Raw genomic sequence first — 14049 nt, forward strand, 5'->3', positions numbered from 1 at the left:
GCAATTTTTGGGGTTAGTGCCAAAATAGTAAATGGGTGTAGTTAGCAAGCGGCTCTGACAAAATATTAAGAGGAGCGAAGCATTACTCCCAACAAATTCACTCTCATTGTGTTGTGGAAGGCTCAGAAACAGCAAAACAAAAAACGACAAAATGGCAACCTGGTAGCGCTCAGGCGCAGTTCGGCATCAATGAACATCAGAAAAACGTTTTATTTAACAAACTTTTAAGGATGTTCGCTAACCATCGATTTTGGTGGAGATGCCAGCATTAACCCGAAACATCTCTCTTTCCTGATTGGAGGCACCGGCAAAATCACCAAGGGCAACCTAAAACAGTAATCAAAGGATGGAGATGTCGCACTTCCAGGCAACCATCCGCAAAAAAACTGTAAATTAAAGGGGAAGAGTGGATGAACAACGGCAAAGTTAGAATCTACGAATTATCAAAGGAATTGAATTTGGATAACAAAGAGCTATTAGCAATTTGCGACCAGCTCAATATTGCGGTCAAAAGCCATAGCAGTACAATTTCAGAATCAGAGGCAGAAAGTATCCGGGCAGCTGCGGAAAAACTTGCAGCTACAAATGGAACATCTAAAAAAGAATTAAACGCAACCAGCCATAAACCAAATTCAGCACCTGCTGGCTCGCGCAACCGACCTGCGCCCCCACAAAAACAACAACAAATTTTGGAAATCCGTAAACCCAAAATATTGAGAAACACTACCTCCAACGCTCCTGAAGCGTCAGTTGCTAATAACCAGATTGCTTCTTCTGAAGCCAATTCTCCAGCACCTCCACGGCCCTTCGCTACACCAGTCTCGCCCATGAAGCCGACGGCACCATCTCGACCCGTACCAAGGAATCTATCTGAGACCCCGCAAAAACCTGCTGCACCAGAAGCAGAGCCGGAAGCTCAATCACAGGCTCCAGCGAAAATCGCAGTAGAGAAGCCAGAAAAATCAGCTCAGCCCAGACCAGGTAAACCAGAGAGACAACCAAAACCTCAACTGGTAGCGCCTCCCAGTAGACCTACAGCAGAAAAACTGGATCTATCTGAAATAACAGGTGCGCCGGGCGAAAAACCAATTCTCAAACGCGATCGCCCACGCCGTGAAGATGAGCGCGACCAAGCTAAACCAAGAGTCGCCAAACCTGCACAGGGAGAAACCTCATCCGCTCCTGTACAAAAACAGGCTCGCCCCGCCCAAGGTCTAGTCAAACCAGAGCAACGTGTCAACAGACCAGGCGCTCCATCGGGTGACGGCATACGTCCCCAAAGACCAGTCCGCCCGTCAGCAGATGCCGCACCAGTTGCCACCCCACCTAGAGGAGTTCCCGGCGGCGGCAGAGGAGAGGCAGGTGATACAGCAGCGATCGCCCCAGACCTACTCGATTTGAAACGCCCGACACCACCCCGTCTCGCCAAAGGTGGCAAGAAGTGGCAGGAAGAAGAAATCATCGACGAAATCAAAGAAAAAGCTGGCAAGGCTGGCGTTAAAGGCAAACGCGTCAAGCCATTGGTGGAAGATGATTTTGAAGATGAAGATTTACTAGATGAAGAGGGATTAGAAATACCCGCAACCGTCCAAGTTAGTCTTTCCATTGCTCGTCCTCCCAAACCCAAAGCAGCCAGATCCGCCAGTGCAGCAACGGCAGCACCAATTAGTAGTCCTACCACTCGTGGTAAGAGGTCTAGTCATAACAACCGTGACCAAAACCGCCGCCAAGAAACAGAAGTTAAACGTGAGCGGCCAGAAAAAGTTGCGGTCACAGGGGCAATGACAGTGCAAGAGTTAGCTGACCTTATGGCAGTTGCTGACACAGAAATAGTGAAAATCCTGTTCATGAAAGGCATGGCAGTGAGTATCACCCAAAATCTGGATATTCCGACAATTACCTTGGTAGGCAAAGAGCTAGAGATAGAAGTCGAGACTGCTGAACCAGAAGCAGAAGCCCGTAAAGTCACGGAAATGATCGAAGTTGGCGACTTGGAACATCTCCTGCGTCGTCCGCCAGTAGTGACAATCATGGGTCACGTAGACCACGGTAAGACTACCCTCCTCGACTCGATTCGCAAAACCAAAGTAGCAGCCGGTGAAGCTGGCGGGATTACCCAGCATATAGGCGCATACCACGTTGATATCGTCCATGACGGTAAAGAACAGCAGATTGTCTTCTTAGATACCCCCGGTCACGAAGCCTTCACAGCCATGAGAGCAAGAGGCGCTAGGGTAACAGATATCGCCGTCTTAGTTGTGGCCGCAGACGATGGTGTTCGTCCCCAAACAGTGGAGGCAATTAGCCACGCTCAAGCAGCCGGAGTACCAATTGTTGTTGCTATCAACAAAATTGATAAAGAAGGCGCACAACCAGACCGAGTGAAACAAGAACTCACTCAGTATGGTTTGACCTCAGAAGAGTGGGGTGGTGAAACAATCATGGTTCCCGTGAGCGCCATCAGGGGTGAAAATCTCGATACCCTTCTAGAGATGATTCTGTTAGTAGCAGAAGTTGGTGAACTCTCCGCCAACCCAGACCGGAATGCCAGAGGAACAGTCATTGAAGCCCACCTGGATAAAGCCAAGGGCGCAGTTGCTACCCTATTGATTCAGAACGGTACACTCCATGTAGGAGATATACTACTTGCTGGTTCAGCATTTGGTAAAGTCCGGGCAATGGTTGACGATCGCGGCAGAAGAGTAGATATAGCTGGGCCTTCATTTGCAGTTGAGGTACTGGGTTTAAGTGACGTACCCGCCGCAGGTGATGAATTTGAGGTATTCGACAACGAAAAAGAAGCCAGAGCGCTGGCCTCAGATCGTGCCGACAAGCAACGTCTATCTCGTCTACTACAAGGACGTGTCACCCTCACAACCCTATCGGCGCAAGCTCAAGAAGGCGAGTTGAAAGAACTCAACCTGATCTTGAAAGGCGACGTACAAGGTTCTGTAGAAGCAATTGTGGGATCACTCAAACAAATCCCCCAAAACGAAGTACAGATTCGGATGCTGTTAACTGCGGCTGGCGAAATCACCGAAACAGATATCGACTTAGCAGCAGCCAGTGGAGCTGTAATTATCGGCTTCAACACCACCTTCGCCAGTGGAGCCAGACAAGCTGCTGATGAAGCAGGAGTAGACGTGCGGGAATACAACATCATCTACAAACTGATCGAAGATATCCAAGGCGCATTGGAAGGTCTGTTAGAACCAGAGTTGGTAGAAGAACCCCTTGGTCAAACAGAAGTCCGCGCTGTCTTCCCAGTTGGTCGTGGTGCTGTTGCTGGTTGTTACGTTCAGTCTGGCAAACTAGTCCGCAACTGCAAAGTGCGGGTACGTCGTGCCGGTAAGGTGATCTATGAAGGCGTGCTTGACTCCCTCAAACGGATGAAAGACGACGCGCGTGAGGTCAACGCTGGTTATGAATGCGGTATTGGTGTTGATAAATTCCATGATTGGGCTGAAGGTGACATCATCGAATCCTATCAAATGGTCACAAAACGCCGTACCCTGGCACTAACAAGATAGTGCTGAGTAACGAGTGCTGAGTGGTAAGTAATTTAAGAGTAAAGAGTTGAAAACAGTTTTTAACTGCGACAACTCACAACTCATACCAGTTGGAAACAAACCTGGGAGAGATTTAAACCTGACTTTCTTGCTGGTATCCAAACTTAAAATTCAACACTCAGCACTCAAAACTCAAAACTCAGGACTCTTTTATGCGCTCATTTCGCTCTGAACCAATATTGTGGATTCACGTCGCTGGATTGGCGACACTACCAATTTTTTTGCTATTGTGCTTATTGTTCCTTTCTGTTGGTGAGCCACTTTTACCAGTCTGGATGGAACTTTTGTTAGTAGCTGCAACTGGTCTTATTCCACTTTTATGGATGCAGTTGCGTCGCCCTTTTTATATATTTGCCATTTTGGGAATTGCCCTCAAGCCAGAAAATCTGACTGAGCAGCAAAGAAAAATCCTTTGTTTAATTAATACCAAGTTAAATCGTGTGCTGGCTCTATTGTCAGCAATTTTATCTATTTTTGTATTGTGGCAGCTATATCAAGCTGCGCCTTTAGTTGTCAACATTACAAGTCAATTACCCCAGTGGCGTATCTTGGGGTTAGCACTTGCGGCTTTAACCTTTTTGGCAAGTAATTTGTTTCTGCAAATTCCCGTGAGCGTAGCGCGGGTTTTGGTCACAAATGACACAGAATTTGCAGCGATAGAACCATTACCTTTAGAGAAGATTAACCAGGATTTCACAATTTTAGGGGTGCGGGTTAATAAAATCTTGCCCCAGTTGCCTGTCAAAGTTAAAACTGAGGAATGAGGGACTATGGCTAAGATTACAGCTACCAGTAATTATCAATTTTCTCGTGATCCTGATATTTGGAGCAATCTCCAATATGCGATCGCCACTACTTCTGGTTTCCAGCGTTGGCAGCTAGAAAGTAATATTCAACTTAAGGAATTGCGTTTAGAACAGCAAGTACAACGTTATTTGCGGGAAACTTTAGAAACTTTAGCTTATTAAAAACTGAATAAATTCTCTAACCTAGCTTGTAAGCTACGAAGTTGACGGTAAGCATCCCCCAAACGCTCTCCGTCAATTTCTACGTTTGGAGTAGGATAATTTTGGATGATTTCTATTAAAGTCACTTGTCCATCACCACTAGCGGAAAGTACCAAAGCGGAACGCAAAGCTTGTCTATCAGCACTGCGGGATGGTGTGTGGATAACTTGACTTAGCTCATCAAGAATAATGTTACCAACAGGACTGTTTAAAACCCGATCTAAAAGTACAGGGCTGACTTTGATTGGTGTTGTTAAATATTGACGAATTACTTTAGGGTTTTGTCGAGCCAAAGCTAAATTAATTCGTAGTGAACTTGAGAGTGCGCCAGTTTGAGCAAAGGTTGACAATTCTTCTACAACAATAGTTTCACGGAAGACCTTGTACTTCAGTACTACTCTTTCAGCAGCTAAAGCAGAGTTGCTAGCCAGTAGGATGCAGACACTCACTACCAATATTGAGGTGCGATACAGCCTGATAAGACTCATATTTTCTGAAGTTCTATACTGGGAACTCAAGCTGACCAAGGTTCTCTAAAGTCAGCGTACAGCGACAGACCACCATCTACAAACAAAGTTTGTCCCGTGATGTATGCTGCTTCATCTGATGCTAAAAATGCTACTGCTGCCGCCATTTCCTCGGAAGTACCAGCACGCCTCATGGGAATATGACTTTCTACAACTGCTTTCTTTTCCGGGTCATCAGTCCAAGCTTCATTGATAGGTGTAATTGTCGCTCCAGGCGCTACAGAATTGACACGAATACCCCGATGAGCATATTCCAAAGCTAGAGTTTTGGTCATATTTTCCATTCCACCTTTACTGATGGAATAGCTGACATACATTGGTCGAGGGATAATTTCGTGGACACTGGAAATATTAATAATTACCCCTGAACGATTTTGAGTCAGCAGGTGTTTAATAGTTTCACGCGCGCACAAGTAAGAACCCCGCAGATTGACTCCAATTACGCGATCAAAGTCTTCTGCTGTGATTTCGTGGGATGGACATTCAGTTTGAATCCCGGCGTTATTGATGAGAATATCGAGACTACCAAACTCCTCAATTACAGTGTTGACCATCTCGACAACATCTTCTTCCTGAGAAACATCACCCTGTACTAACAAAGACTTAACACCGCAAATTTCAACATTTTTACAAGCCTTCTGCAAAGCCATTTCTTCAGTTTCCTCTGCACCTGAGGGACTTTTGCGGTAATTAATAGCAATGTTACAACCTTCTTGAGCCAGACGGATAGCGATCGCCTGCCCAATACCAGAACTAGCACCCGTAATCAGAGTGTTTTTACCTTTTAACCCGTTCATAATAGTTTGGGAATGCCTACATTGCTAGGGTTACAAGCAAATGTGACTGGAAAGTGACGAATCTCTGATGAGAAATATTCAGTAAAAATCTACTAATTTTCTACAACTTCCTGAACTTGCTCAATCGTCAAATCCAAAGCACCTGCTATCTGTTCTACATTCAACCCCAAGGCCAGTAACCGAGGAATAGCCTCTAACTTTGCTTGTAACTTACCTTCTTGTCTACCTTCCTGTCTACCTTCTTGTCTACCTTCTTCTAGTCCATCTTCCTTAATAGACTGATACATCCTAGTTTTTTTGAATTCATCATCTATACCCAACATAGCTGCTACCTCCTCTCGGCTTAAGTTGGTGAATTTGTACAACAAGATAGTTTCTATTAATTCTACAATTTGTTTTTTGTTTGCTTCATCGGTCAGTTCTTGCCTTGCCTGTATAATCAGTTGTCTACCTTGGTCAATAGCTGTTGCTTCACTGGCAATAATTAGTTGCACGATCGCTAATTGCAGAGAGTTTTCGCTAGCCGTCCCTAACTCATCTAAATAAATGCGTTGTATTTGGGAACTATCCAAAATCAAACGATAAGGTTGTTGATCATCCGGTTCTATGATGCGTTGGGGATAAATGACAACAGCACGCCAAAAGTTAACAGATGGGTTTTGACGGAGATAAAGAAAGATTTCGGCAAAGAAGCGTCTATAAAATTTAGGATCTAGTTGAAACTGAACTTCAACAAAATATAGGGGTTCTTCTGTGCTTTCATTAACAGGTTTAAATACCCCATCAATGCGAAAAGCAGTTTCCTTTAGTTCCACTGAGACAAACTCATAGGTACTGGGATTAATATCTGTTTCCCCAATGATGGCAAAAAATATGCTGGGGAACGCTTGAAACAAGCTGTAGAATATTTTGTCTGTTTGCACCTGGAATAATTCGTAATTTCGTTCTTACAACTCCATCATTCCACTTCTAAACACGAAACTTCAAGTTTTAAACTGGAGCGATCGCCTCCAAAACTCCATCATTCCACCTCAAAACACGAAACTTCAAGTAAAAAGGGTGAGCGATCGCCTCCACAACCCCATCATTCCACCTCAAAACATAAAACTTTATGTTTAGGTGATCGCTGTTATTGTTCTGAGGAGAGGCGATCGCGCAACTCTGCTAAATTTTCACGCATAGTAACAGTATCTGGGTGGTTTGCCCCTAAAATTCTCTCTAAAATATCTAAAGCTTGAATGTACAAAGGTTCCGCTTCGCTGTATCTGCCTTGGGAATCGTAGAGTAATGCTAAACTGCGACGACTAAGTGCGACTGAAAGATGTTCTTCACCTAATAGTTTGCGCGTTAGCGCTAAAGCTTGAATGTAAAAGGATTCGGCTTCGCTGTATCTGCCTTGGTAGTGGTAGAGTGTGGCTAAATTGTTGAAGCTTTGTGCGACTGAAAGATTTTCTTCCCCCAGCAATTTGCGCCACAGTGCCAAAGCTTGAATGTACAAAGGTTCCGCTTTGCTATATCTGCCTTGAAAAAAGTAGAGTGCAGCTAAATTGTTGAGGCTTTGTGCAACATCGGGATGTTCTTCACCCAGGAGTTTGCGCCTCATTGCCAAAGCTTGAATGTACAAAGGTTCCGCTTCGCTGTATCTGCCTTGGGAACGGTAGAGTGCAGCTAAATTGTTGAGGCTTTGTGCAACATCGGGATGTTCTTCACCCAGGAGTTTGCGACTCAGTGCCAAAGCTTGAATGTACAAAGATTCCGCTTCGCTGTATCGACCTTGAGATTTGTAGAGTCCTGCTAAATTGTTGAGGCTGGTGGCGACATCTGGATGTTCTTCACCAAACAGTTTATGGTACAGTACTAAGGCTTGGATGTATAAAGGTTCGGCTTCACTGTATCTGCCTTGGGACTGGTATAGTACTGCTAGATTGTTGAGGCTGATGGCAACATTGGGATGTTCTTCCCCCAGCAATTTACGCCACAATGCCAAAGCCTGGATGTGCAGAGGTTCGCCTTCACTGTATCTACCTTGGGAATCGTAGAGTGCGGCTAAATTGTTGAGACTGACAGCGACATCAGGATGTTCGTCCTCCAGCAGTTTACGGTACAGTACTAATGCTTGGATGTATAAGGGTTCGGCTTCACTGTATCTGCCTTGGGACTGGTATAGTCTGGCAAGATTATTGAGACTGTGTGCGACCTCTGTATGTTCTTCACCCAGCAGTTTACGGTATAGTGCTAAAGCTTGGCTATACAAAGGTTCAGCTTCACTATATCTGCCTTGATAGCGGTAGAGTACTGCTAGGTTGTTGAGACTTTGTGCAACATCGGGATGTTCTTCACCCAGTAGTTTGCGTGTGAGTGCCAAGGCTTCTATGTACAAATGTTCAGCTTCGCTGTATTTGCCTTGGGAACGGTAAAGCAATGCTAAGTTATTAAGGCTGGTGGCTAAGTCTTGATCTAAACCTAACTCTTTTTGCAACTCAACAGCCTTGCTTAAATACTTAATGCCTAAGTCTTGCTCTTGCTGATAATCTTGAAACTCTCCCCGGTTGAGTCTTTTTCTATAAATATCTCCTAAGCTAAAGTATAAAGTCGCTAAAGTTGCATCTTTCACACCGCGCTGTTCTAAATCTTGAATAAATCCTTGCAAATCTTCTATGGGTAATAAATAATCATTTTCATCATCAAAACCTGAAATCTCATCGTCACTGAAAGCAAAACGAATTGCTTCTATATCTCTACCAGAAATAGTATTTTTTCTTCTAGACACAAACCGGAAAACACCATTGCGCCAACTCCAAAAATCAGGTGCTTTCTTCCTCAAATCACCCAATATTTGATTAGTCACCCAGAGAACTATAGCAAAAGGAAATTCCCTTAACCCCTCTCTAGTCCACTGCAAGTAACCGAAAAAAATCTCTTGTTCTGAACGCTCATTCCCCAGCTTGAGAAAATAAAGCTGTTCTGCACCAGTTACAGTAATAACTGCTGGGTTATGTTGCTGCAAATATTCTTCTCTTTCCACCAATTGAGCAACAGCAGCCCTCAAACTCGGTTCACCCCGCGCTAATGTCACCCGATAGCAACGAATTTCTGGCTGTAATTCTGCCTCATACTGAGCAATAATCTCATCTCGGAAACTGGCATCATCACAAACGGCAATTAGCAAATTTAATCGATGTGCTTTAGCCTCAATAGAAACCATTAAATCATCATAAGCATCTCGATTTTCTCCATCTGCTAATAAGTCTTCATTCACCATTAATTAACCCCCTGCGTCTCAGAGTCTCTACAAGAATGGGGTGAATATCATACCAAGTTTCATCATTACGATATTCCAAAACATACAACCCATGCAGTAATTCTAAAAACTCCTGTTGCTGTACATCTTCCGGCTCGAACTGCTCATAAGTAGTTTTCAAAATTTCAAAATCGTCTCTTCCTAGACGCAGAGAAAGATCATTACGAATTTGCTTAATGGCTTCTTCTATAATTTGGTCATTAATAACAATTTTCTCTCCTGGTTTCTGCCTGATAAGCCGCAAACAAATGCGACAACACACATTACCCAGACGAATTAATTCACGCAGCACTCCACCACTGTAAACAACAATCTTCTCTGCTGCTGATTTGTCTATTAATTCACTAGAAATGCGTTTTTGTAAGATTTCACATAAAATATTTTTGGCTTCACTTCGAGGCTGGGCATCAGGCAAACGATTGTCACCCTTAGCAAAAATCTTGATAACAGGCATCACCACAGTTTGATAATTAGTTTCTGCACCAATAAGTGGCCAGAGAAAAGTGTCACACATTACCGAAATAGGGATAGTATAGATAATCCGAAAATTAGGTTGAAACAGAGCTTTAATATTATCTCGATAAATATCATTAACTCTTCCCAAATCTAGTTTATCTAAATCATCAATGATGACTATAACTTCTTGTTTAGTAGCAAATTGAATCAATGCAGCAATTTCATTAATTCGGGCAACTAAATCTGATATTTTCCGTTCAAATTCCTGTGTAATTTCCTCTCTAACTTTTGCGTCAGCCTTTAATTGAGCTTTCAGGAAAGTGAGCAAATTAACACTAGCTTCAATCCCACCTCCCAACTCTGCCTCTGTAGTCCGAGTACGAGTTGCAAACCATCCATAAAGTTTATCTTTAGTAGTTTGAGGAATTTGTACTTTGCGTGCTTCTGCCTCGTACATTAAATTAAGAGCGATCGCAAACAGAATATTGACATGATTAACAGCCGACATTTCAATAGTGTCAGCAATAGAAAATAAAACTACAAAAAAATTATCCTGAACTTGTCTACTAAATTCGGCTAATAAAGAAGACTTTCCACATCCTCGATGTCCAGTAAATACAAACTTGCCATCACCATTAGGGCTATCTTCAACTAATTGCCGCAAATCTGCTATTAAATCATCACCATAATCTACACGAAACTGCTCCATTAATTTCTCTCCCATCAATGGAAACAATTCGAGATTGCTATAAGCTTCCTGGAAAGATTTTAATAATTCCTTAGACATAAACAAACTATGGCAACATAACATTTTTCATACTTACTTATATCATCACCCATCCTCGCAAAAATAGAACTATTCTCTGCGAAACTCTGCGCCAACCTCCGCGCCACTTTGCGTATAAAAAACATTACCCCTCTCCGCCGCCGGAAAGGGGTTAAAGATGAGATATGAAAATTCTCACAAGCTGACACTTAGTACTCAGCCTAATAAGCGTCCTGCAATTCGTAGAAATCAGGCGAAATGTAATCCTTCCGCAAAGGCCAACCTACCCAATCTTCCGGCATCAAAATCCGCTTCAAATTGGGGTGTCCTTCGTAGATAATGCCGAACATATCGTAAGATTCGCGTTCTTGCCAGTCTGCGGTTTTCCAAATCCAGTACACCGAAGGAACTACCGGATTTTCCCGTGGTAAGAACACCTTCACCCTGATTTCTTCAGGCTTATCAGCATTGTCACTCACCTTCACCAAGTGATACACGCTAACCAAATCCTGTCCTGGCCCAAGGTCAACACCACCTTGAAACTGGAGATAATTAAACCCGTAAGCATACAGGGCTGTAGCGATGGGAAGCAAGAAATCTGCCTCCACTTTAATTATCTCCACGCCGTTTTTGTCGGCTGCCAAAGATTCATGAGCAAAGCCATTTTCCGTTAGCCACTGGGAAGTCGGCCCAGATGGAACTATAGCGGCTTCTGCTGCGGGTACTGGTTGTAATTCTTCATCAGCCACGTTTTTGTTCCTCCTTCTGGGTTTGTGATGTCAGCAGTGCTGGGGGAACAGGAAGACCGATCGCTTCTGTCAACTCTTTTGGTGGGTTGAAGCGAGTCTCTGACTGCATATACTTACCAGTTAAGATGTCTGGTACTGGCTTCAAGTTATGAGTCGTGCTGTAGAAACGATGGGTTTGCCGAATCAGACTCCGTTCCTGCATAGAGTCGTTAGCAATCTTCTTCCGCAGCTTAATAATTGCGTCGATAATTGCTTCCGGACGGGGAGGACAACCAGGTAAGTAGACATCCACGGGAATTAACTTATCAACTCCCCGCACAGCCGTAGGCGAATCAACGCTAAACATACCGCCTGTAATTGTGCAAGCACCCATCGCAATTACATACTTAGGTTCGGGCATTTGTTCATAAAGACGCACCAATTGAGGAGCCATCTTCATGGTGATTGTCCCAGCTGTGATAATCAAATCGGCTTGACGGGGACTGGAACGGGGAATTAACCCGAAGCGGTCAAAGTCAAAACGCGAACCAATTAATGCTGCAAACTCAATAAAGCAGCAAGCTGTACCAAACAACAACGGCCACAGGCTCGAAAGCCTAGCCCAGTTATAGAGGTCATCAACCGTAGTTAAAATCACATTTTCCGACAGGTCTTGAGTGATTGTAGGACGTTCAATGGGGTTGATGATTCGCTCTTTGTCCTGAGTAGTTAAATCAGAATTCAAGACCATTCCAATGCTCCTTTACGCCATGCGTAAACTAGGGCGACTACAAGAATTGCAATAAAAATTAGCGCTTCAATGAATGCCAATAGCCCCAGACGGTGAAAAGCAACTGCCCAAGGATATAAGAACACAGTCTCCACGTCAAAGACGACAAAGACCAGGGCAAACATATAGTAGCGGATATTGAACTGAATCCAGGCTCCCCCTATTGGTTCCATCCCAGATTCGTAAGTGGTGCGGCGTTCCAGGCTGTTACCAGTGGGTCTCAGGAGCTTGGACGCGGAAAGCGCTAATGCAGGAACTAGGCTACAGATAATGAGAAAGCCTAGAAGGTACTCGTAACCGCTAAGGACAAACACAATGAATATCTACCGCTTATGGTGTAAATAAGGCTGTTACTTTATTTCACATTATATCTTTTTATCTTTTCTGAAATCTTCGCAACAAACGCATTTCGAGTATTTGATTCGTTTCTATGATTGATAGAAAAGTCTAACGGGTATGTCATAATTTTTAACGTATATTTAATATTTCTTTTCTGTGAGACTTTCACCATGAGCGAACAAGCTGTTGAAAATACAGTGTTAGACCGCTTTGAGTGTCGCTCCTGCGGTTATGTTTACGAACCTGAGAAAGGGGACAATAAGCATGACATTGCGCCAGAGACACCATTTGCCGAACTGCCAATCAATTGGCGCTGTCCAGTTTGTACAGCGAAAAAGGCAGCTTTCACGAACATCGGCCCGGCAGGTACAGCCTCCGGTTTCAGAGAAAATCTCGGTTATGGTTTAGGTGTCAATAAGCTCACCCCAGCACAAAAAAATATCCTCATTTTTGGTGCTTTAGCTTTGGGATTCTTGTTCTTTATCAGTCTTTATGGCTTGCAGTAATGCTGGAGATAGGGGTTTAGGGGTGTAAGGGTTTAGGGGTGTAGGGGTATAAAAATCAGCTTTTTTTACTCAGCACTCATTAGTCTTTCAATCTGCTTAAGGTAAACCTTCTAGAAAAACCTTACACAAATTCAGAAACAAATAAAGAAATCGATGGTTATTGTGAAAAGTTGGCAAAAAATATTTACTTTGTTGGTGGTCTTACTCTTGTGTATTGGTTGTAGTAAGGTTCCCTCTACCAGCTACAACCCTTGGGCAGTGGTTTCTTTGCCAACAGAGGCCAAATTACTGGATATTGCTTTTACAGAAAATCCTCAGCATGGTTTTTTAGTAGGTAGTAGTGCCACCTTGCTAGAAACCAATGATGGTGGTAATAATTGGCAGCCCCTGAATTTGGCACTGGATGATGATAGATACCGTTTTGACTCAGTAAGTTTCGCTGGCAAAGAAGGCTGGATTGTCGGTGAACCTTCTTTGCTATTGCACACCACAGATGAGGGTCGTTCTTGGTCACGCATTCCCTTGAGTGAGAAACTCCCCGGTAATCCCATCGCTATCCAAGCTTTGGGAACAGACATAGCTGAGATGGCTACAGATGTAGGTGCTATCTATAAAACTACTGATGGCGGAAAAAATTGGAAAGCCCAAGTAGAGGCTGCTGTAGGGGTAGTGCGGAACTTGGAACGTTCTGTGGATGGTAAGTATGTTGCTGTTTCTGCAAAGGGTAGTTTCTACTCTACTTGGGAAGCAGGACAAAATGCTTGGGTTCCCCACAACCGTAATAGTTCTCGCCGTGTAGAAAATATGGGATTTTCACAGGATGGGCTGTGGTTACTCGCTAGGGGTGGTCAGGTACAATTTAGCGACCCAGCTAACCCGGATGAGTGGTTAGATGCCGAAACTCCTGAGCTGGCGACCAGTTGGGGTTTACTGGATATGGCCTATCGCACACCAAACGAAGTTTGGATTGGCGGCGGTAGTGGTAACTTATTGGTAAGTACTGATGGCGGCAAAACCTGGGAAAAAGACCGAGATGTAGAAGAAGTGGCAGCTAATTTTTACAAGGTTGTCTTTCTCAAGCCCGATCAGGGATTTGTGATTGGCGATCGCGGTGTTTTACTAAAATATCAACCAGAGGCAGCAAAAACTGCCACAACAGAACCAGCTGCTTAGGTAGTTTTCCTAACTTTTATGAGAAGAAAGTTGCAACTTGTAACTCTTTCTTAACTTTGTAGGATAATAAACTCAATAACAATCTTTGTG

The 14049-nt window shown here is 43.8% G+C and carries 13 protein-coding genes; 5 read left to right on the plus strand and 8 right to left on the minus strand.

All coding sequences use genetic code 11. The features are described 5' to 3' along the window. Positions 1-410: 410 nt before the first annotated feature. The 3 genes from infB (at position 411) to ACN222_RS19180 (ending at position 4537) form a co-directional block, all read left to right on the plus strand. Positions 411-3530: a translation initiation factor IF-2 gene (gene infB, locus ACN222_RS19170; RefSeq protein WP_010997973.1), complete on the plus strand. Its 3120-nt coding sequence runs from the start codon at positions 411-413 to the stop codon at positions 3528-3530. A gap of 191 nt (positions 3531-3721) precedes the next feature. Next, positions 3722-4333, plus strand: a complete 612-nt coding sequence (locus ACN222_RS19175; RefSeq protein WP_010997974.1) for a low-complexity tail membrane protein — start codon at positions 3722-3724, stop codon at positions 4331-4333. Between the two features lie 6 nt (positions 4334-4339). Further along, positions 4340-4537, plus strand: a complete 198-nt coding sequence (locus tag ACN222_RS19180; RefSeq protein ID WP_010997975.1) for a hypothetical protein — start codon at positions 4340-4342, stop codon at positions 4535-4537. Here ACN222_RS19180 and ACN222_RS19185 read toward each other — a convergent pair. The 8 genes from ACN222_RS19185 to ndhC all read right to left on the minus strand — a co-directional run bounded on the left by ACN222_RS19185 (position 4534) and on the right by ndhC (position 12255). Further along, positions 4534-5064 carry an alpha/beta hydrolase gene (locus ACN222_RS19185; RefSeq protein WP_010997976.1) on the minus strand — a complete coding sequence of 177 codons (531 nt, stop codon included), beginning with the start codon at positions 5062-5064 and terminating at the stop codon, positions 4534-4536. The two genes, ACN222_RS19180 and ACN222_RS19185, sit on opposite strands and share 4 nt — an antisense overlap. A gap of 26 nt (positions 5065-5090) precedes the next feature. Then, the gene (locus tag ACN222_RS19190) at positions 5091-5900 is read right to left on the minus strand and encodes an SDR family oxidoreductase (protein ID WP_010997977.1); all 810 of its coding nucleotides are present in this window, start codon (positions 5898-5900) and stop codon (positions 5091-5093) included. A 92-nt stretch (positions 5901-5992) separates the two neighbouring features. After that, positions 5993-6823, minus strand: a complete 831-nt coding sequence (locus tag ACN222_RS19195) for an Rpn family recombination-promoting nuclease/putative transposase (protein ID WP_010997978.1) — start codon at positions 6821-6823, stop codon at positions 5993-5995. A 206-nt stretch (positions 6824-7029) separates the two neighbouring features. After that, entirely contained in the window at positions 7030-9162 is a 2133-nt protein-coding gene (locus ACN222_RS19200; RefSeq protein WP_010997979.1) for a tetratricopeptide repeat protein, read from the minus strand. Further along, positions 9152-10444: an ATP-binding protein gene (locus ACN222_RS19205; RefSeq protein WP_044521952.1), complete on the minus strand. Its 1293-nt coding sequence runs from the start codon at positions 10442-10444 to the stop codon at positions 9152-9154. The genes ACN222_RS19200 and ACN222_RS19205 overlap by 11 nt, the downstream gene beginning before the upstream one ends. A 200-nt stretch (positions 10445-10644) precedes the next feature. Beyond that, complete coding sequence (locus tag ACN222_RS19210) at positions 10645-11172, minus strand: NAD(P)H-quinone oxidoreductase subunit J (protein ID WP_010997981.1); 528 nt, start codon at positions 11170-11172, stop codon at positions 10645-10647. Beyond that, a complete protein-coding gene (locus ACN222_RS19215; protein WP_010997982.1) occupies positions 11165-11902 on the minus strand; it encodes an NADH dehydrogenase subunit K in 738 nt (245 codons plus the stop codon). The genes ACN222_RS19210 and ACN222_RS19215 overlap by 8 nt, the downstream gene beginning before the upstream one ends. Next, complete coding sequence (gene ndhC, locus ACN222_RS19220; RefSeq protein ID WP_010997983.1) at positions 11893-12255, minus strand: photosynthetic/respiratory NAD(P)H-quinone oxidoreductase subunit C; 363 nt, start codon at positions 12253-12255, stop codon at positions 11893-11895. Before ndhC ends, ACN222_RS19215 begins: the two co-directional genes overlap by 10 nt. 195 nt (positions 12256-12450) lie before the next feature. On the opposite strand from ndhC, the gene ACN222_RS19225 reads away from it, so the two are divergent. Then, a complete protein-coding gene (locus tag ACN222_RS19225; RefSeq protein WP_010997984.1) occupies positions 12451-12786 on the plus strand; it encodes a rubredoxin in 336 nt (111 codons plus the stop codon). A 153-nt stretch (positions 12787-12939) separates the two neighbouring features. Beyond that, the gene (locus tag ACN222_RS19230) at positions 12940-13959 is read left to right on the plus strand and encodes a photosynthesis system II assembly factor Ycf48 (protein ID WP_010997985.1); all 1020 of its coding nucleotides are present in this window, start codon (positions 12940-12942) and stop codon (positions 13957-13959) included. The last annotated feature ends 90 nt before the right edge of the window (positions 13960-14049 follow it).

Origin of the sequence: Anabaena sp. FACHB-595, assembly GCF_048568275.1 — a bacterium.
GTDB lineage: Bacteria > Cyanobacteriota > Cyanobacteriia > Cyanobacteriales > Nostocaceae > Trichormus.